The organism is Actinokineospora auranticolor (genome assembly GCF_002934265.1).
GTDB classification, from domain to species: domain Bacteria; phylum Actinomycetota; class Actinomycetes; order Mycobacteriales; family Pseudonocardiaceae; genus Actinokineospora; species Actinokineospora auranticolor.
The window spans coordinates 22,054-42,228 of the sequence record NZ_PTIX01000037.1 but is presented as its reverse complement, the minus strand read 5'-3'; the positions used below and the strand labels follow the sequence as shown (position 1 = coordinate 42,228).

The 20,175-nt window shown below is 72.0% G+C and carries 11 protein-coding genes; 7 read left to right on the top strand and 4 right to left on the bottom strand.

The window, feature by feature from the left end:
* Positions 1 to 137: 137 nt before the first annotated feature.
* Entirely contained in the window at positions 138 to 2,495 is a 2,358-nt protein-coding gene (locus tag CLV40_RS34980; RefSeq protein ID WP_219824199.1) for a M4 family metallopeptidase, read from the top strand.
* Positions 2,496 to 2,651: 156 nt separating this feature from the next.
* The gene (locus tag CLV40_RS34975) at positions 2,652 to 4,046 is read left to right on the top strand and encodes an alpha/beta hydrolase (protein WP_245931776.1); all 1,395 of its coding nucleotides are present in this window, start codon (positions 2,652 to 2,654) and stop codon (positions 4,044 to 4,046) included.
* Between the two features lie 600 nt (positions 4,047 to 4,646).
* Here CLV40_RS34975 and CLV40_RS34970 read toward each other — a convergent pair.
* Both CLV40_RS34970 and CLV40_RS34965 read right to left on the bottom strand, forming a co-directional pair.
* Positions 4,647 to 8,816, bottom strand: coding sequence for a response regulator (locus CLV40_RS34970; RefSeq protein WP_245931775.1), 4,170 nt, complete (start codon positions 8,814 to 8,816; stop codon positions 4,647 to 4,649).
* 206 nt (positions 8,817 to 9,022) lie between these two features.
* On the bottom strand, positions 9,023 to 10,297 hold the full coding sequence (locus CLV40_RS34965) for an MFS transporter (RefSeq protein ID WP_104483319.1): 1,275 nt from the start codon (positions 10,295 to 10,297) through the stop codon (positions 9,023 to 9,025).
* Between the two features lie 618 nt (positions 10,298 to 10,915).
* Between CLV40_RS34965 and CLV40_RS34960 the strand changes: the two genes are divergently transcribed.
* Entirely contained in the window at positions 10,916 to 11,575 is a 660-nt protein-coding gene (locus tag CLV40_RS34960; protein WP_104483318.1) for a peptidoglycan-binding protein, read from the top strand.
* A gap of 9 nt (positions 11,576 to 11,584) precedes the next feature.
* Positions 11,585 to 13,990, top strand: coding sequence for a M50 family metallopeptidase (locus CLV40_RS34955; protein WP_219824198.1), 2,406 nt, complete (start codon positions 11,585 to 11,587; stop codon positions 13,988 to 13,990).
* A gap of 69 nt (positions 13,991 to 14,059) precedes the next feature.
* Here CLV40_RS34955 and CLV40_RS38610 read toward each other — a convergent pair whose 3' ends face one another.
* Positions 14,060 to 14,236 carry a DUF5302 family protein gene (locus CLV40_RS38610; RefSeq protein ID WP_181043935.1) on the bottom strand — a complete coding sequence of 59 codons (177 nt, stop codon included), beginning with the start codon at positions 14,234 to 14,236 and terminating at the stop codon, positions 14,060 to 14,062.
* Between the two features lie 359 nt (positions 14,237 to 14,595).
* Positions 14,596 to 16,014, bottom strand: a complete 1,419-nt coding sequence (gene pdxR / locus CLV40_RS34950; RefSeq protein WP_104483317.1) for a MocR-like pyridoxine biosynthesis transcription factor PdxR — start codon at positions 16,012 to 16,014, stop codon at positions 14,596 to 14,598.
* Between the two features lie 58 nt (positions 16,015 to 16,072).
* On the opposite strand from pdxR, the gene CLV40_RS34945 reads away from it, so the two are divergent.
* The 3 genes from CLV40_RS34945 to CLV40_RS34935 all read left to right on the top strand — a co-directional run bounded on the left by CLV40_RS34945 (position 16,073) and on the right by CLV40_RS34935 (position 20,147).
* On the top strand, positions 16,073 to 17,194 hold the full coding sequence (locus CLV40_RS34945) for a monodechloroaminopyrrolnitrin synthase PrnB family protein (RefSeq protein WP_104483316.1): 1,122 nt from the start codon (positions 16,073 to 16,075) through the stop codon (positions 17,192 to 17,194).
* Positions 17,195 to 17,362: 168 nt separating this feature from the next.
* Entirely contained in the window at positions 17,363 to 18,679 is a 1,317-nt protein-coding gene (locus CLV40_RS34940) for an SWIM zinc finger family protein (RefSeq protein WP_104483315.1), read from the top strand.
* A 37-nt stretch (positions 18,680 to 18,716) separates the two neighbouring features.
* Positions 18,717 to 20,147 carry a DUF5691 domain-containing protein gene (locus CLV40_RS34935; RefSeq protein WP_104483314.1) on the top strand — a complete coding sequence of 477 codons (1,431 nt, stop codon included), beginning with the start codon at positions 18,717 to 18,719 and terminating at the stop codon, positions 20,145 to 20,147.
* Positions 20,148 to 20,175 lie beyond the last annotated feature (28 nt).

Genomic DNA, 20,175 nt, shown 5'->3' with positions numbered 1-20,175 from the left:
CACACCAGGGGTTCTGGCAACTGTTAACCCCACACCGGATGCCCCGGGAGCCCACTCGGGCGCTTGATTTCCATTTCTCCGCGAACTTATATTCCCGCCCGAGTTCTCGGTATTCCCTGCATGCCTGAGGAGTTCGCGTGAAACGCAGAATCGGTGTCCCCCTGGCCGCCTGCCTGGCGGCGCTGTCCGTGCCGGTGGTGATGAACGCCGCGTCGGCCAGCCAACCGGCACCGGCGGCCCCCGCCCCGGCGGCGTCCCCGCTGGCACTGGCCAACTCGGCCGGTGACCTCGCCGCCGCGTCCGGTCTGGACGCGCTGGCCAAGGGCCCGGACGAGCAGTTCGTCCGCCGCACCACCTACCAGGGCGGCGTCCCCGGTCGCAAGGACCTGTTCTACGTGTCCTACGACCGCACCTACAAGGGCCTGCCGGTCATCGGCGGCGACGCGGTCGTCGCCACCGACTCGGCGGGCAAGGTGCTGGACACGGTCGCCGCCAACCGCGGCGGTCTCGCCGTGGACACCAAGGCCACGATCACCGCCCAGAAGGCCGAGGGCGTCGCCCGAGCCCAGGTGTCGAAGGTGGACTCGATCGACGGCAACGCGCTGTCGGTCCTCTCCGGCGGCAACGGCAAGCTCGTCTACGAGACCATCGTGGCGGGCCACAAGGCCGACGGCGTCCCCACCCGCCTGCACGTGTACGTCAACGCGCGCACCGGCGCGGTCGAGGGCACCAAGGACGACGTGCGCGCGGGCACGGGCCAGAGCCAGTGGAACGGCCCGAACCCGCTGAACATCGACACCAGCAACAACCAGACCGTCGACCCGATCCGCAGCGGCGTGCGGTGCGTGGACTACTCCGGTGGGCAGCCGTTCACCAAGGCCAACAACTCCTTCGGCAACGGCAACGCCACCAGCAAGGAGACCGGCTGCGTGGACGTGCTGTGGTCCACCCAGCACGAGTGGGACATGCTGAAGAACTGGCTGGGCCGCAGCGGCATCAACGGCAGCGGTGGCGGCGTCACCGTCCAGGTCGGCCTGAACCAGGTCAACGCGTACTGGACCGGTGACCACATCGAGATCGGCCACAACAACGCCAACCAGTGGATCGGCTCGATGGACGTCGTGGGCCACGAGCACGGCCACGCGATCGACCAGTACACCCCGGGTGGCGCGGGCCAGGAAGCCGGGCTCGGCGAGGGCACCGGTGACATCTTCGGCGCGCTGACCGAGGCCTACACCAACGAGCCGTCCCCGTACGACACCCCGGACTACACCGTGGGCGAGTCGGTGAACCTGGTCGGCCAGGGCCCGATCCGCAACATGGCGAACCCGTCGCTGGTCAACGGCGACCCGAACTGCTACTCCAGCCGCATCCCCAGCACCGAGGTGCACGCGGCGGCCGGTCCGCTGAACCACTGGTTCTACCTGCTGGCCGAGGGCTCGAACCCGGGCGGTGGCAAGCCGACCAGCCCGACCTGCAACAACTCCTCGGTGACCGGCATCGGCATCCAGGCCGCGGGTCGCGTGTTCTACAACGCCATGCTGCTCAAGACCTCCGGCATGTCGTACAACCGGTACCGCACCGCCACGTTGACCGCGGCCAAGAACCTCGACCCGACGTGCGCGCAGTACAACGCCACCAAGGCCGCGTGGAACGCCGTCTCCGTCGCGCAGCAGTCCGGTGAGCCGACCTGCACCCCGCAGGGTGGCAACGAGTTCAGCATCGCGGTCAACCCGACCTCGGGCACCGTGCAGGCGGGCGGGTCGACCAGCGCGACCGTCAGCACCAGCACCACCTCGGGCACCGCGCAGAGCGTGGCGCTGACCGCCAGCGGCCAGCCGTCGGGCGTCACCGTCACCTTCAACCCGGCGACGGTCAACTCCGGTGCCACCTCCACCGCGAACATCGCGGTCGGTTCGAACGTGACGGCCGGTACCTACCCGATCGTCATCAAGGGCACCGGTACCGCCACCAACCACACCGTCACGTACAACCTGACCGTCGGTGGGCAGCCGCCCGCCAACGACTTCTCGCTGGCGCTGAACCCGACCAGCGGCAGCACCGACGCGGGCAGCTCGGTTAGCACCACCGTCGGCACCACGACCACTACGGGCTCCGCGCAGACGGTGACGCTGACCGCCTCCGGTCTGCCCACCGGCGCCACCGCGACGTTCAGCCCGTCGTCGGTCACCACCGGCGGCAACTCGACGCTGACCATCGCGACCACGTCGTCGACCCCGGCGGGCCAGTACTCGGTGACCGTCACCGCGTCCGGCTCGGCCAACCACACCGCCACGTTCTCCCTGACCGTCAACGGCGGCAACCCGCCCGGCGGCTGCGGCAGCGTGGCCGAGTGGAGCTCGTCGCAGGCCTACGTGCCCAACGACCTGGTCTCCCACGGCAGCCACAAGTGGAAGTCCACCTGGTACTCCACCGGCGCGGAGCCCGGCGCGCCCGGCTCCTGGGCCGTCTGGCAGGACCAGGGCGCCTGCTGAGCAAGCCTTTCCACCCGCTGGGCGGTCACCGGTCTCCGGTGGCCGCCCAGCGGCGTTTCGCACCCCGGCCGGGGTAGGGACCACCTAGGGGGCGGACGGCGACGGTCATCCCGAGGACCGATGTCGGGGTACGCGCGCGCAAACAGGATGTGTCGCATGCGAACAACAACTCTGGTGACCGCGTTGGTCACCGCCGCGGTGGCCTCGGTCGTCGCCGCGACCGGCGCGCAGGCGCAGACCCCCGCGCGGGACCGGGTCGCGTGGCAGAAGTGCGGTGAACGCGGAGCGGACTGCGGTTCGGTGAGCGTGCCGCTGGACTGGAACCGCCCCGGCGGCGCGAAGATCACCGTCGCGGTGAGCCGGTTGAAGGCCACCGACCCCGCCAAGCGCATCGGTGTCCTGGTCTTCAACCCGGGCGGTCCCGGCGGCCCGGGATCCGGGGTGGTGCGCGACAACGCGGCCGAGCTGTTCCCGCGGGACCTCCTCGACCGGTTCGACCTCATCGGCCTGGACCCGCGCGGTGTCGGCGACAGCAAGCCCGCGATCGCCTGCGAGAAACCGGTCGCCGATCCCGCGGTGACCCAGTTCCCGCGCGACCAGGCCGGGTACGACCGGCTCGTCGCCTACAACCGCGTGGTGGCCGACGGCTGCCGCCGCAAGACCGGCCCGCTGATCGACCACGTCGACACGGTGAGCGCCGCCCGCGACATCGACGCGGTCCGGGTCGCGCTGGGCGAGGACAAGGTCAACCTGCTGGGCCTGTCCTACGGCACGTTCCTCGGCTCCACCTACGCCAGCCTCTACCCCGACCGCGTCCGCGCCTTCGTCCTCGACGGCGCGGTCGACCACACCGTCGGCTCCCGCCGCATGGCGTTGGACGAGACGCGGACCACTGAGGAGGTCTTCGCCGAGTTCGGTCGTTGGTGCGCGAGTGACCCCACCTGCGCGCTGCACGGCCGCGACGCCGTGGCGGAGTACCGGGCGCTGCTCGACCGGGCGACCCGGCACCCCGTCCCGGCGACCGGCGTGCCGGGTGGCCTGACCGCCGAGCAGATCGGCTACGCGGCCTACTCGTACCTCATCCTCAAGGACTACTGGCCGTACCTGGCCACCGCCATCCGCGACGCCGCCACCGACGCCGCGGGCCTGGTCGGCGAGGTGTCCTCCCCGGCCTACCGAGCCATCGCCTGCCACGACTTCCCCAGCGACGTCCGCGACTTCGCCGACCTGTCCGCGCGCCTGCGGGAGGTCCGGACCTCCCCGACGGCCCGCGGGTACGTCGAGGCGTGGGACATCCAGGCGGGTTGCCTGGGCTGGCCCATCCGCGCGAAGAACCCGTGGGGCCCGACCCCGGTGCGCGGCGCCCCGCCGATCCTCGTGGTCAGCGGCGAACACGACCCGTCGACCCCGAACGCCTGGGGCATCGGCCTGGCCCGCCAGATCGCCTGCTCCCGCCTGCTGGTCTGGAAGGGCTACGGCCACACCGCCTACCTCAACGACCCCGCCACCCAACGCCGAGAGGTCGACTTCCTCCTCAACCCCACCCGCTGACCACCCGACCACACCCCCGGGGCACCACCGCACACGCGGTGGTGCCCCGCACTCACACAAGCCCCCACCCCACCTACCCCGTACACCAACTCCGCCCCCGCACCGCCACCCCCGCGGCACCGCCGCCCCGCCCCACGCAGACGCCCCCGCACAGACCCCCTCCCACCCGGGGGCAGGCCCTTGATGCGATCCTATCGCCACAGCTCAGAGGCCGTACAGACGCGACTTGCCCGCTGTGGACAACCAGCGGGGATGTGGATAACCCGGCAACCCGTTCGAGTGATCCGATCCAACTGTCCACAGTGGACCGGCCAAGGCGATGGCCGCCACATGTCGAAGCCTGAGAAGATCGAGCGATAACGCCCGAGCACGTAACCGGATAACGGCACCCGCGCAACAGAAACCAAGCCGGCCCAAGACACGACGGCCGCCGAGCTGCCAGCGGAACGAGCACAGGTCGGTGGAGGCGCGACGCGATGGCCAAGAGGGCCCACGCGTGGCGCCGCACGACGAACGCGACAGAACCGCGGGCAACGCGCGCCATCCAAGCCGCGTCAAGCCAAACCGCGCCCCACCAAGAAGGCCCCGGACGAGGGAAGGTCAGGCGGGCGACAACACGGCGAGCAAGGCCTCGCAGGTGCGGCGCGTCTGGTCGGCGAGCGCGCCCGCCAACACCTCCGCCGTCGTCTGGTCCTGGTTCTTCGCCGCTTCCTCGATACCGGCGCAGGTCGCCGCCAACAGGTGACCGGCCATCATCGCGCTGGTCCCGCGCAGCCCGTGCGCCAACCGCGCCGCGCGGGGCAAGTCGCGGTCGTGCACGGCCCGAGCGATCCCCGCCGCGCGCGCGGGTGCCTTGCCGGTGAAGGACTCCAGCAACGTACGGGTCACCTCCGCGCCCATCCCCCGCAACTGCTCCAGCATCGCCGGGTCCAACACCTCCACCTCGTCCTCGGCGGAGCTCACCCGGTCTTCCTCCCGCCGCGGCGGCGGGGCCACAGCCGCGGAAGAGGTCATCCGACGCAACGCGGCCTCCAACTGGTCGCGGCGCAGCGGCTTGGTCAGGAAGTCGTCCATGCCCACGTCACGGCAGCGCTTCTCGTCGGAGGCGAGCGCCGACGCGGTGAGCGCGATGATCGGCACCTGCCCCAGCGGCTCGGGCAGCTGCCGGATCCGGGTGGTCGCCTGGTAGCCGTCGAGCACGGGCATCTGGCAGTCCATCAGCACCACGTCGTAACTGCCGGCCCGCAGCATGCGCACCGCCTGCTCGCCGTTCTCGGCGACATCGGCGGAGTAGCCGAGCGCGGTGAGCATCTGCACCACGACCTGCTGGTTGATGTCGTTGTCCTCGGCCACCAGCACCCGGCCCGCGCTCGGCCTCAGCTGCGGCCGGGTACCGGTCGGCGCGGTCTCGGCGGCCCGGTGCCTGCCCAGCTTGGCGTCGAGCAGCCTGCCCAGCGCGTCACGCAGGGTCGCCGCGCGGATCGGCTTGGCCAGGTACACCTCGACGCCGCCGCCGCGCGCCCGCTTGGCCTCCTCGGCGTCGATGGTCGAGGTCAGCACCGCCAACCGCGGCGCCCCGGTGGACGAGTCGGCCTGGATCCGGGCGGCCAGCTCGAGACCGTCCAGGTCGGGCATGCGCATGTCCAGCAGGGCTACGTCGAACGGGCGGCCGTCGGCGGTCGCGCCGCGCAGCGCGGCCAGCGCCTCGGTGCCGCTGGCGGCCAGGCTGACCCGCACCTTCCAGGTCTCCAGCAGCTGCGACACGATCTGCCGGTTGGTGGCGTTGTCGTCGACCACCAGCACGGCGGCGCCCTCCAGGTCGCGCACCGGCCGGGCCGCGGGCAGCGGCGCCCGGGCGGGCGGCAGCGGGAGGGTGAAGAAGAACGCACTGCCCTCCCCCGGGTCGCTGGTGAGCCCGATGGAGCCGTTCATCAGCTCGACGAGCTGGCGGCAGATGGTCAGGCCGAGGCCGGTGCCGCCGTACTGGCGCGTGGTGGACGCGTCGACCTGGGTGAACGCGTCGAACAGGTGCTGCTGGCGGTCGTGCGGGATGCCGATGCCCGTGTCGGTCACGGTGAAGGTGACGTCGTGGTGGTGGTCCGGCGGGATGATCGGCGGGATGTCGACGAAGACCACGACCTCGCCGCTGGGGGTGAACTTGACCGCGTTGGACACCAGGTTGGTCAGCACCTGCCGGACGCGGTGCGCGTCGCCGTTGAGCGCGGGCGGGATCGCCGGGTGCACCACGGCCGCGATCTCCAGCCCGGCCCGCTGCGCGGCCGGCGCGAGCAGGCTGACCACGTCCTCCACCAGCGAGCGCGGGTCGAAGTCGACCGGGTCGATCTCGAGCTTGCCCGCCTCGATCTTGGAGAAGTCCAGGATGTCGTCGATGACGTCGAGCAGGGCGTCCGCCGAGCGCTGCAGGGTGACCACGTTGTCGCGCTGCCGGGCGTCGAGGTCGGTGTCGAGCAGCAACGTGGCCAGGCCGATCACGCCGTTCATCGGGGTGCGGATCTCGTGGCTCATGTTCGCCACGAACGCCGACTTCATCCGCGAGGCCTCCAACGCCTGGTCGCGGGCCGCCGCCAGTTCCCGGTCGTGCTCCTTGCGCTCGGTGATGTCGCGGACGAAGGCGCTGAACACGACCTCGTCGCCGTTGCTGGAGGACCACAGGGTCAGCTCGGCGGGGAAGCTGGTGTAGTCCTTGCGCCGGGCCCAGACCTCGGTCGTGGTGCCCAGCAGGTGCTGGTCACCGCCGCCGAGGACCCGCCGCACCCCCGCCGAGTGCGCCGCCCGCTGCTCGTCGGGCACCACCAGGTCGACCAGCGGACGACCCATGGCCTCCTCGGCCCGCCAGCCGAAGATCAGCTCGGCGCGGGCGTTCCAGTTGGTGACGACGCCGTCGGCGCTCATGGAGATGAACGCGTCACCCGCCGCGTGCAGGATGCCGCGGACCTCCTCACCGCGCGCGGCCAGCCGCGCCTCGGCCAGGCGCCTGCGCCGCTCGGTGCGCACCGCGACCACGAGCGCGGCCAGCAGGACCTGCACGAGCAGGGTGGTCACCGTGACGATGCGAGCCGTCAGCACGGAGACGCCCGCGAACGCGCGCGCCGAGGAGATCTTCGCGACGACCGCCCAGTGCAGCGCGGGCACCGGCCGGTAGGCGATCAGGGTCTCCTCACCGCCCTCCGTCATGGTCGCCGAACCACCCGTGCCCCCGAGGGCGGCCCGCACCCCGCTGGAGTCCAGCCCGGACGCCAACCCGGGCATCCCCGGCGGCTGGGTGACCAGGGTGCCCCGGGGGTCGGTGACGACCAGCGAGACGTCCTGGGCCACGGCGACCCTGGAGACGAAGTCGGTGAGCAGGTCGACCGGGTAGCTGACCACGACGACCCCGACGACGCGGTCGCCGTCGCGCACCGGCGTGGACACCGCCACGACCTTCTGCCGCTGGTCGGTGGCGGCCTCGTAGACGTCGGAGATGTAGGGCCCACCCCGCCGCAGCGCGCCCCGGAAGTAGTCCCGGTAGGAGAAGTCCGCGCCGCGGATGGTGAGCGTGCCGGGGGCCACCGCGACCAGCGCGCCGGTCGGTCCCAGCGCCCACGCGGCCAGGAAGGCCGGGTTCTGCGCGTGCAACGACGTGATCGCGTTCTGCACGCTGGTGTTGTCGGCGGTCACCGCGAAGTCCGCCTTGCGCATGACCTCGCGCTGCGCGTAGGACTCCACCAGCGACGACACACCCGCCAGGCGGTCCTCCAGCTCGGAGCCCGCGACCTCGGCGCTGTGCGCGAGCCTGCGGTCGACCTCGTCGCCGACCATCCGCTTGGCGACGCTGACCGACAGGTAGGCGAGGCTGATCAGCGGCAGCAGCGCCAGCAGCACGAACGCCGCGCACAACCGCAGGGTCCGGTTCCGCAGCTCGGCGCGCAGCCCGGGGAAGGCCACCACCCCGCGCTGGGTCAGCGACAGCCGCAGCACCAGCAGCGCGGTGACGACCAGGGACCCGACGGCGATGACCGCGATGTCCTCCGTGGACGCCCGCACCGCGCGGATCACCAGCAGCACCGGCAGCGGCAGCACGCACACGGCCAGCGCGACCCGCTCGGCCCACCGGGCGCAGCGCGCGTCCGGGTCCCGCTCGGAGTCCAGGCGCGCGACGACCACCAGCACCGACCCGGCGAACACCAGCCACGGCGCGGCGTCGGGCGAGGTGCGCAGCAGCGCCACGCACACCAACCACGCGATCGTCCAGCCCAGCAGCCACGCCGCGCCCCGGCGCGCGGTGTCCACGAACGCCGACGTCACGCAGGCGAACACCGCCACCCACGCGTACAGCGGCAACACCTGCCCCGCGCCGGGCAGCGACCACACGAACACCCCCGCGGCCACCGCCGCGGTGACGGTGTCCAGCAGCGGCACCACCCGCAACCGCGTCGCCCGCGGCCCGTCCCCGAGGAACCACAGGCCCGCCAGCGGCAGGATCCCCGCGGCGGCGAGCACGTAGGCCGAGGCGGACCACGGCGCCAGTGCCCAACCACCGACCGCGAGCAGCTGCGCGGCGAGCAGAATCCGCCAGATCGGCGCGTTGCGCGCGATCCGCGAGGTGTGCGCGAGCAGCAGGGCGGAACTCCCCGCCACCACCGCGCCCAGCGGCACGAGGCGGAGCGGGCCGTCGGGGAGCACGGCGTAGACCACAGCCGCGACGACGTGCGTGGCGACCGAGGCCCACTGAGCCATCCGCAAGCGGTTCGGCACCGGTGAAGCTGTCACCACCCGAGCGTGCTCCCTGTGCCGTCCATGCTGGGCGCGCGCCCCATGGTGTGCCACCTGGAAGAGTGAAAGTTTCACACGTTCGCGAAAGCGCGCGGGTCGGGGCGCCCTCGTCCTGGATGCACCACCGACCACAAGGGAATCACGGATCACGCGCCGGGCAAAGCCGGTCCACCCGACCGTGTGGTGCCCCAGGGGTTCGGGGCTCAGCCGAGTTCGGCGTCCCGGGTCTCCGGCAGGGTGAGCACGGCGCAGAAGGCCACCACGGCCACGGCGGACAGGTACCAGAAGAACGCCGTCGACGCGCCCGCGTCGGCCAGCGCGGTGATCACCAGCGGCGCCGTGCCGCCGAAGAGCGCGACGGTCAAGTTGTACCAGGCGCCGATGCCCAGGCCGCGGAGTTCGGTCGGGAACAGCTCGCTCATGATCGCGGGCGCGATGGAGGTCATCGCGGTGTAGAGGCCGAGGCCGACGCAGAACACCACGAGCAACCCGCCCAGCCCCGGACCGACCAGCGTGGAGAGCGGGTAGCCCAGCACCGCCATGGCCGCCGTCCAGCCCAGCAACTGCGGCTTGCGCCCGAACCGGTCGGCCACCGCGCCCATCGGGTACTGCAGGACCACGAACACGGCCGTGCCGATCGACAGCGCCAGGAACACGACACTCGGGTCCGCGCCGCGGCTGTTGATCGCGAACGGCGTGAGCGCGCTGAAGAAGGTGTAGTAGCACAGGGTCGAGAGCATGGTGAACCCGACGAGCTGCGCGACGGCCCGCGGGTTGTGGCGGAGCGTGGCCAGCAACGGGTTGCGCAGGCGGCGGGCGCGGTCCTTGGCGCGCTCGAAGTGCTCGGTCTCATCGAGTTCGCGGCGCAGCACCAGACCGACCAAGCCGAGCAGACCGCCGACCAGGAACGGGATCCGCCAGCCGTAGCCGGTCATGTCGGCCTTGCTGAGCCAGCGGGTCAGGAAGTAGCCGAGCAGCGAGGCGACGAGCACGGCCGCGCCGGTGGAGACGTAGAAGAACGCCGCGTACCGCCCGCGCCGCCCGGCCGGGGCGATCTCGGCCAGGTAGGCGGAGGCGTTGGACACCTCCCCGCCCAGCGACATCCCCTGCGCGATCCTGGCGACCAGCAGCAACACGGGCGCCAGCCAGCCGACCTGCGCGAAGGTCGGCAACAACCCGATCGCCAGCGACGCGCCCGCCATCAGGACGATGGTGAGGATCATCGCCGGGCGCCGCCCGCGCACGTCGGCGAAGCGGCCCAGCAGCAGCCCGCCCAGCGGCCGGAAGAAGAACGCCAGCGCGTAGGTCGCGAAGGTGGCCAGCAACGAGCGGCTGTCGGGCGCGAACAGGGCGCCCGCGATGTAGGTGCTGAAGGTGGCGTAAACGGTCCAGTCGTACCACTCGATGGCGTTGCCGATGCCCGCGGCGAGCAGCTTGCGCACCGGGAGCCGGTGTCGGGTGTCCGAGGTCGTGACCATGCCCCACCTCCACATACGGATCTTGGTCGGACCTTGCCACAGACCTCCACGAGTTCGTTAGGTACTTTCTTCCACACCCGCCGCCCCGGAGACGCGGGTTTCCCTGGGAACCAGACCGTGAACCCATTCCCTCGGCACACACCGCCCCACGCGATGACCGCGGAGCAAGGCCGACAGCGGCAAGCTCGGACGCGCACTCCGGGGAGAGCGCTCCCAGTTCCGCTCCACGCCACCATCACCGATCGCCAACGCCGGCAAGCAGCGTGCGAACCTCGGCCGCACGCCGACCACCTTCGGGCGCTCCTCACCGCCACGCCGACCCACGGTCCGAAGTGGACTCACGGTGGCGCGTGCGACATGCCCTGGAGAAGACCGGCGCACCGCCTGCTCGGCGGCGCGACACCGGTACATCACGAGTTCTACGCGCGCGCGTCTGCTGCGGTACCCCGAATCCGGATCTTTCAACCGGTCCAGCGACAACGTCACACCTCCCGGGTGATCAGGTTCGCCGGTCGGCGCCACGGGTAGGTCTTGCCACGATCTCCCGTACGGCCGGATTTTTCCGAATCCGGCACCACCGGGTGGAAAGCAACCGAAGACGCACGGATGGAGCACGGAATGAGCGGAACCGACCTTCCCCCGCTGTCTACGGACGAACTCGCCGCCGAGGGCGCGGTCGCGTTGCCGGACAAGGAGGTCTACTCGCTGCTGGACCTCAACGTCGACCTGGACCTGGGGCTCGACCTCGCCGCGCCGATCGACCTGGCGGTGGCGGCGAACGCGAACGTGGCCGCGCCGATCGACGCCGCGGTCGGGGCGAACGTGCTGTCCGACGGCTCCACCGCCCAGGCGCTGTCCGACCAGGGTGTCGCGATCTCCCAGGGCATCACGGGCGAGGCCGTCGCGCACTCGACGCAGGAGAGCGGCATCGACCAGGGCGATGTGGCCACGGGCAACACCCCGGTCGAGACGCCCACCCCGCAGACCCCCGCCCCCGGCGCGGGTACCGCCGTGCCCGACATCAGCGGGGCGCTCGACGGCGGCCTGCTCAACGTCGACGTCAACCTCGCCGCCGACCTCGACCTGACGGCGCCGATCAACGGCGCGGTGGCCGCCAACGCCAACGTGGCCGCGCCGATCGACGCCGCGGTATCGGCGAACATCGGCTCCCACGACTCGGCGGCGACCGCGATCGCCCAGCAGGACGCGATCATCCAGCAGACGATCGACGCCTCCGCGGAGGCCACCGCGGACCAGGTCGCCGACGTCAAGCAGTAAGGGGCCGAGATGAGTGCCCCCGGCACCTCCCCCGGGTGGGACGCGGCAGCGTCCCACCCGGGCGGCGCCCCGGCCGTACCGCACCGGGCCGACGGTGTGGAGCTGATCGGGGAGATGCGCGGCTCGGGCTACCGCCGCCCGCCCGCGCTGGTACGACGCGGTGACGGCCAGGTCATCCAGCTGACGCCGCTGCTCTACAACATCCTGTCCGCGGTGGACGGCGAGGCCGACCACGAGCGGATCGCGGCGGTGGTGAGCGAGCGGGTCCAGCGCCGGGTCGGCGCGTCGGACGTGCGCGCGCTCATCGAGTCGAAACTGCGCCCAATGGGTGTCCTCCAAGGCGAGGACGGATCCCAGCCCACACCGCGCAAAGCAACACCCTTACTCGGGTTGAAGATGCGGTGCGTGGTTTCGCGACCCGAGGTGACACGGCGCATCACGGCACCCTTCGCCCCGTTGTTCCACCCCGGCGTTGTCGTGGCCGTAGTGGCGGCGTTCGTCGCAGTGTCGTTCTGGGTGCTGTTCGAGAAAGGGCTTGGCTCGGCGGCGTACGAGGCGTTCCGGCAGCCGTCGTTGCTGCTGCTGGTCTTCGCCGTCACCGTGATCTCCGCGGGGTTCCACGAGTTCGGGCACGCCGCCGCCGCGCGGTACGGCGGTGCCACGCCGGGAGCCATGGGGTTCGGCCTCTACCTGCTGTGGCCCGCCTTCTACACCGACGTGACCGACAGCTACCGGCTGGGTCGCGCCGGGCGGCTGCGCACCGACCTCGGCGGGCTGTACTTCAACGCCATCGTGGCGGTGGGGATCTTCGGCGTCTGGTGGTTGTCCGGCTGGGACTCGTTGTTGTTGGTCGTCGCCACGCAGTTGCTGCAGATGGTGCGCCAACTCGCGCCCATGGTGCGGTTTGACGGCTACCACGTCTTGGCGGACCTGACCGGCGTACCGGACCTGTTCCACCGCATCAAGCCGACGCTGCTCGGTCTGCTGCCGCACCGTTGGCGTTCACCGGAGACCACCGTGCTCAAACCGTGGGCACGGGCGGTGGTGACGTTGTGGGTCGTCGTAGTGGTGCCGTTGCTGTTGCTCTCGATGGTGCTGGCATTGGTGACATTGCCGCGAATCGTCGGGACCGCGTGGAGCGGCCTGCGGCACCAGTGGCACGGGCTCACGCTCGGCTACGGCGACGGCGATTTCGCCACCGTTCTGGTGAAAGCGTTGGGAATCCTGGCGATCGCGGTGCCGCTCGCGGGTACCCTGTACCTGTTGCTGCGAATGGCGCGGCGGTCACTGGCGAAACTCCGGCGTGGGACCCGGGGCAAGCCGGTGCGCCGGGCTCTCGCCGGGCTCTTGGTGGTGGCGGTCGCCGCGGCGGTGGCGTGGGCGTGGTGGCCCGACGCGCGGCGGTACCGCCCGATCCAGCCGGGCGAACGCGGCACCATCCAGGACGTACTCCCGTTGGCGGGCGCCACACCCGCGGGCTTTCGGGGCACCTCGCCGGGCGACCGTACCGCGGCGCCCCGACAGGTCGCGCGGACAGTGTGGCCGCGCCAGTCCGCGCTGCCCACGCGGGACAAGCCCGAACTGGCGGTGGTGCTCACACCGAAGGCCGGGCCGGGCGCGCAGCCGCAGGCGGAAGGCGACGCCGCCGGGCCACCGACGTGGGTGTTCCCGTTCGACCCGCCGCACGCGCCGGGGCCGGGCGACAACCAGGTGCTGGTCTGGAACACGACCGACGGCTCGGTCCAGTACGAGGTGTCCTTCGCGCTGGTGTGGGTGACCGACGGCGAAGCGGACAACCGCAACGAGGCGTACGCGCTGGCCAACTGCCGGGACTGCGCGTCGGTGGCCATCGCGTTCCAGGTCGTCCTGGTGGTCGGGCACGCGGACGTGGTCCCGCAGAACGTGGCGGTCGCGGTCAACCACACGTGCAGCCAGTGCCTGACCTTCGCATTGGCCTCGCAACTGGTGGTGACGCTGCCGGACGTGCCGAGCGAGCAGGTGAAGGCCGAGTTGGCCCGGATCTGGGCGGACATGGCCGAGCTGGCCAACCGGATGCGTGGCATGTCCGCGCAGCAGATCGAGGCGGAGCTGGAACAGGTCAAGGCGCGCATCCTCGACGTGGTCCGGCCCGCGGGCGGCTCCACACCACCGGGCACGGGCACGACAACGACCGGCGTGCCTTCCGCGCCGGGGTCGTCGTCGGCGGGCGTGCCGAGCCCGACCGGTTCCCTGCCAACGGTTCCGTCGATCACTCCGACGGGCACCTCGGCGCCGGGCGGTTCGTCGGGTACGCCGTCGGAGCAGGCTCCGCCGGGGTCGTCAACGGCTGCGAGCACGCCGGGCAGCACGACTCCGTCCCCATCGGACTCCGGATCGGAGTCAGCGGAACCCCCTGGTACCACAACATCCGGATGAATCTGGCGTAGACGGCACAGCCGACGGCCCACTGCGCTCGCGGTGGGCCGTCGGCCATTTCTGTTCGCCTCAGCCGGACTTGCGGCGGAAGGCCTGCTTGCGCGCCACCGGGACGCGCGGCGTCACCCGGGATCCGGTGTCGGTGTGCGCCTCACCCGAGCGGCCCTGCTTCTGGGCGAGTGCCTGGGTGAACCGGTCCTTGATGTCGTCCAGCTGGGCGGAACGCGGGGTCTTGTGGGCAGCCATGGGCAAACCTCCTGGAAAACCGAAGGGTGGGTCGCTCGGGGTACGCGTGGCGGACGGACAGCAGCGACCGTGCTCCGGGAAACGGGCACGGTGGATCGCGGTCTGCCGAGCAGGGTCAGACCGGATGAGGAGAGCGCTGTCCGCCTGATCGACGGCATGCTGACGGAACAGATAGCCGTTGGTGATCGCGGTGAGAGATCAACAGGAGGACCCAGGTCACGCGCGTGCCGACCACAAGGTCGTCAGCGGGGTGCCACGGGATCGTCGTCCTGGAATGTCACAGAGTGCCCATGCCGCAAATAGTGCCATCGGTCCGGCCGGGCGTCAAGCACGAATTCCTCCGATCGTCCCAAGTGGACTCAAGACGCGGAGAGGGCCAGGCCGACGCGCCTTGCCGCCTCCCGCAACCGATCCGGCGAGTGCGCCCCGTAGCCCAGGACGAGCCCGGGGGCGCCGTCGGTCATGCGGTACCAGGACAGCGGGTGCACGCGGACCCCGGTCTCGGCGACCCGGGCCGCCATGTCGGTGTCCTCGCCCGTGTATCCGGGGAAAGTGACCATGAGGTGCAGCCCGGCCGCCGCGCCGTGTACCTCGATGCCGGGCAAGTGCTGTCGCAGGCCGGTGAGCAGTGCGTCGCGTCGCGCGCGGTGACGGGCTCTTACGGCACGGATGTACCGGTCGAGCTCGCCGGTGCTGATGAGCCTCGCCAGCGCCAACTGCGGGACGGTGGGGCTACCCAGGTCGCTGGCGTGACGTGCGGCGACCAGGTCCGCGTAGTGGCGCCTGGGTGGGACCAACCAGCCAAGGCGGATACCGGGCGCGAGGGCCTTCGACGTGCTCCCCGTGTACGCGACGAAATCGGGCGCGGTGGCCTGCATGGCGGGAACGGGCGCGCGGTCGTAGCGGTACTCGGCGTCGTAGTCGTCCTCGATGACCAGGCGCCCTTCGGCGGCCCAGTCGAGCAGCTCACGCCGTCTGCCCGGGGCCAGCACCACGCCGGTCGGGAACTGGTGGGCCGGAGTGAGCAGCACCGCCCCCACGTCTGTCGCGGCCAGGGCGTCGACCCGGATCCCCAGGTCGTCCACGGGCACGGCGACCGGCCGCAGCCCCCAGTGGACGAGCTCGTCGCGCGGCCCGCGCGATCCGGGGTCTTCCGTGGCGATGGTGGTCACACCGTTGGCACCCAGGAGCTGGGACAGCAGCGCGAGCGACTGGGCCACGCCCGCGACCACGATGAGGTCGTCCGGTCCCGCGCGGACCCCTCGTACCCTGGCAAGTCGCCCCGCCAGCTCTTCGCGCAACCGCGGCACCCCGCGCGGGTCCCCGTACCCGAGGTCCGCCGCGCTCAGGTCGGACATCACGGCGCGTTCCGCGCGCAGCCACGCCGCACGGGGAAAGGACGCCAAGTCGGGCACGCCCGGCGATAGGTCGAGATCCACGCCCTCTTGGGGCAATGGCAGCAATGCGGGTACCGGGCGCGGGGTGGGCTGCGTGGTCGGTCGGGCGGCGTTGGGCGCGATGACCGTCCCGACGCCGGTACGCGCGGTGACCAGACCTTCCTCGTCCAACCTGCGGTAAGCCTCAACCACGACACCCCGGGAGATGCCGAGGTCGCGGGCCAGATCCCGGGTCGCGGGCAACCTCTCCCCCGGCTTGAGCCGCCCGTCGGCAACGGCGGTCCGCACAGCGTGGACGAGCCACGCGGTGAGTCCTCTTGGCCGGGCCGTCTCGGCCCTGAGCTGCAGGAAGTCGGCGCCAGGTGGTGTCGATTGGTCCACCTGACACCTCGCTCAATGGTCCTGGTTCCGGCGCATTGGTCCGGCAAGCATCATAGGCATGCCGACAATCAGCAGGACCATTGCCGCGCTCGACCGGTGGCTCGACGACGAGTTCACGGCGGCCAACACGGCGGCGGAGGAGATCTACTTCGCCGCCCGTCGCGACTACCTCCCGGGGCGCGCCCCGGACCTGCTCCACGCGGGAGCCCGGCTGATCGCGCCCATCGCCGCGGCGGACCTACCCGAGGACCCGATGGACCAGTATCGCCTCCTCGGCTCGGTCGGTCTCTACCTCGCGGCCTGCCGTCGGCACCGCCTCGACGACCAACCCGCGATCCTCGCTCCTGTGTGGGACCTTGCGACACGGCTGGGTACCGCGCTCGGGGTGGCGCCCCGGTATGTCTTCGCGCACCAAGTCCTCTACGGGTACCGGACATTCACCTCACTACCTGACGAGGATGTGTTCGTGACCTACAACGGCGCCGCCGTCGTCGCACAGCAGCGAGCAGCGGACGCGCTACGGCGGATCTCGACAATGGGCGTGTCCAGCCCGCTCGCCGGAGAACTGTTCGAGCAGGCCGCCGCCGCGCTCGGCGATGCACTCGACGCGTGCCGCGCCTTGGCCGACCGGTTGGATGTCGAGCGGTTCTACCTCTGCATCCGTCCGTATTTCGCGACCTATCGCGTCGGGGACAGCGACTTCCGGGGGGCCAACGCGGGCGATTTCGCCGCGGTGAACGAAATCGACCTTCGCCTGGGTCTGTGCCACGCGGACGACCCCTTCTACGGACGCGTACTACGCGAGAAGGAGTCCTATATGCCGCCGGGAGATCGGCAGGCGACGCACTGCGCCGCGCGATCCGTGCCACTGCCCACGCGGTTGCTCGAAGAACCGATCACGCGGCGGACGCGCGTCAACGCGCGACTGCTGCTGGACGTGTGCCGCGCGCACGGGGCGGCGGCGTCGTTCCACCACAACCGGCTAGTCCGGCCGTTCCTGGCGCGTCCCGCCGCGACGATGCCCACCGCGGAACCGGACCGGGTCACCGCGAGCGGCCCACCGCTGGAGGTCGTGCTGGCGGACCTGGCGCGCCTGCGTGACCTCCGGGTGGCCCACACCCGGCTCGGCGCGGCGGGCGCGAGTGCCGTCCTCGACCGCCTGCGGGCCATGGCGGACTGAGAAAAGCCAGGTCAGCGGCGGTTGTGGACAACTCCGCGCGGACTGTCGGTGGCGGCCGGCAAGGTATGCGCACAGTGATCGGAGGGGCACGGCAACGGGCCCGCGTCGGGGATCGGACCTGGCGACCCGATGATCGAACCGGAAAACCGAACGAGAACGGATCGAGGGATGGTGGCGGCAGCGGTGGCGCCCTGGAGCGCCGAGCGGGTGATCGGGCTCGCACCGGACGCGGCGTCGGCCAAGGCGGGGCGTGGCCTGGCCACGGCCGCCAAGTGGGCGGACACGGGCGCGTCGGAGGACGCGCTGTGGGGCCACTGCCAGGGTAGCGGCAAGAAGCCGTACCAGGCGTGCGTGGAGTTGGCCGAACCCGCGTACCGGTGCACGTGCCCCAGTCGGAAGTTCCCGTGCAAGCACGTGCTGGGGCTGATGCTGCTGTGGTCGGCGGGTGCGGTCGCCGCGGCGGAGGAGGAGCCGGAGTGGGTCGGCAGCTGGCTGGAGAGCCGCGCGGGACGCGCCGAGCGGGCGCGTCAGCGGGCCGAGTCCGCGGGGCCGCGGGACGAGAAGGCGGCGGCGAAACGCGCCGATGAGCGCCTGACCCGAGTCCGGTCCGGCGCCGCGGAACTGCGGGAATGGCTGACGGACCGGCTGGGCGCGGGCCTGGGCGGCCTGCGCGGCGGTGACGAGCTGCGGACGGTCGCGGCACGCATGGTCGACGCGCAGGCCCCCGGGCTGGCGAGCGGGTTGCGGCGCGCGGCGGCCCTGGCCGACGCCAGGCGCGGCGCGCCCCAGGCGCTGCTGGGTGAGCTGTCGATGCTCTTCCTGCTCGCCGACTCGGTGTCCCGGTTGGACGAATTGCCCGCCGAGCTGGTGGAGACGGTCCGCACGCGACTCGGGTTCCCGGTGGACACCGCGCGGGTCCTCGAGAGCGGTGAGCGCGTGAGCGACGACTGGTTGGTCGTCGGGGTGTCCGATGAGGAGAACGACGGGCTGGTCACCCGTCGCGCCTGGTTGCGCGGCGAGCGTTCCGACCGCACGGCAGTGGTGCTCGCCTTCGCGCCACCGGGCCGACCGCTCGACGGTTCCCTGCCGACCGGTCACGTGGTGTCCGCCGAGCTGGCCTTCCACCCGGGCGTGCCGCCGTTGCGGGCCTCGGTGGTGGATCGGGCCGAGCCGGTCCTCGCGCCGGAGCCCCGGGGGGTCGCCGTCGATGGCGCGCTGGACGGCTATGCCCGCGCGCTGGCCGCCGATCCGTGGACCGACCGCGTGCCGGTCGTCCTGGCGCGGGTCGTACCGACCAGGCACGGGGAGTCGTGGGCGTTGTCCGATGAGGACGGCAAGCAGGCGTTGCCGTTGGTGTCGACAGTGGACCCGTGGCCGCTGCTGGCGCTCGCGGCGACCGGTCCGGTCACGGTGGCCGCTGAGTGGGGCGCCACCGGGCTGCACCCGCTCACCTGCTGGCACGACGGGCGGGTGATCCGGCTGTGATCCCCGCATCCGCTCCGATCGACGGGACGGTCGGTCGATGAACGCCTGGAACGACCTGGTCGGTGCCGCGCTGCTCGGCGCACAACGCCGCGAGTTCGACCCGGCGGCGCTGCCGCCCGCCGTCGCCGCGCTCGCCGGACAACGCGCCGAGCCCGCCGACCGGCTGTTGACCGCGGCGGCGGCGTTGACGACGTACGAGCGCGCCGGTCGACTCCCGTTGTCGGACACCGCTTCCGCACCGGTCGCGGCGGCCGACCCGCGACCGGTGGTGCCCGCGGCGGCCCGCGAGCGGCTGGCCCGGCTGCTGGCCGAACACCAGCCGGAGGTCCTGGAGGAGTGGCTCCGCGCGGTCGCGCGGGCCGGGCTGCGGGTGCCGCCCGAGCGGGTGCCCGCGCTCGCCGACGCGGCGGGTGGGCGGATCGCGCTGCGCGCGCCGCTCGTCGAGGCGGCGGGGCCGGTGGCGGGCTGGCTGGGCGCGCGGAACCCGGACTGGGCGTTCCTGGCCAGTCCGGTGGCGGGCGACGACGCGGACGTGTGGCAGTACGGCAGCCTCGTGCAGCGCAAGGTGTGGTTCGCGCAGGCGCTGGTGGACGCGCCGGACGTGGCGCGCGAGGCGTTGGCGGGCACGTGGGGCAGCGAACCGGCCGAGGTGCGGTCCGCGCTGCTCGAGCTCGTCGGCGAGCACCTGCGACCGTCCGACGAGGAGTTCCTGGAGCGGGCGCTCGACGACCGCGCCCAGTCGGTCCGGCACCGGTCCGCCGAACTGCTCAGCGGCATGCCCGGCTCGGCGCTGGGGCTGCGCATGGCCGCGCGGCTGCGCCCGCTGGTCTCGGCGCGGCGCGGCACCCTGGTCGTCACCCTGCCCGACGAGCCGGACAAGGCGATGAAGCGCGACGGTATCGACGCGCAGACGGGCGCCGAACGCCGCACGACCATGCTGCGCCGCCTCGTCGCGTCCACCCCGCTGGGGTTCTGGGCCGATCTGGGCACCCCGGACGACCTGCTGTCCTGGCAGGTCGACGGGTGCGCGCCGAGTGTCCTGCACGAAAGCCTGACCACGGCCGCGATCCGCCAACGCGACCAGGAGTGGGTGCGGACGCTGCTGCTGCGGTTCCCGGCCGAGTTCAGCACGGCCGCCCTGCTCGGCGCTCTGGCCCCGGACGCCTTGGCCGACGCGATGACCACCCTGATCAAGCAGACCGCGACGGCGAACATCGCGCGGCTGGTGCACGACCTGCCCGGTCCGTGGTCGCCCGCCCTGGGCACAGCCCTCCTGGACTGGATCTCGGGGCAGTTGGACAAGCGGTTCGTGGCCCACGCGGCCGCGGTCGTCGCGCGATCCGTCCCGGCCGCGTGCCTGACCCACCCCGTCGTCTCGGCCCGGCCCGCCGACGACGCCGCCCCGTGGCGGCACACCCTCACCGAGACCCTGGCGTTCCGCCGCGACATGCACGCGGAGCTCCGATGACCACCGTTCCCCCATCACGCACTGGAGT

Bases quoted from the DNA above. Each gene is read 5' to 3' on its own strand.
- CLV40_RS34975 (WP_245931776.1), top strand. From the start codon at position 2,652: ATGCGAACAACAACTCTGGTGACCGCGTTGGTCACCGCCGCGGTGGCC.
- CLV40_RS34965 (WP_104483319.1), bottom strand. From the start codon at position 10,297: ATGGTCACGACCTCGGACACCCGACACCGGCTCCCGGTGCGCAAGCTG.
- CLV40_RS34960 (WP_104483318.1), top strand. From the start codon at position 10,916: ATGAGCGGAACCGACCTTCCCCCGCTGTCTACGGACGAACTCGCCGCC.
- CLV40_RS34955 (WP_219824198.1), top strand. From the start codon at position 11,585: ATGAGTGCCCCCGGCACCTCCCCCGGGTGGGACGCGGCAGCGTCCCAC.
- CLV40_RS38610 (WP_181043935.1), bottom strand. From the start codon at position 14,236: ATGGCTGCCCACAAGACCCCGCGTTCCGCCCAGCTGGACGACATCAAG.
- CLV40_RS34945 (WP_104483316.1), top strand. From the start codon at position 16,073: ATGCCGACAATCAGCAGGACCATTGCCGCGCTCGACCGGTGGCTCGAC.
- CLV40_RS34940 (WP_104483315.1), top strand. From the start codon at position 17,363: ATGGTGGCGGCAGCGGTGGCGCCCTGGAGCGCCGAGCGGGTGATCGGG.
- CLV40_RS34935 (WP_104483314.1), top strand. From the start codon at position 18,717: ATGAACGCCTGGAACGACCTGGTCGGTGCCGCGCTGCTCGGCGCACAA.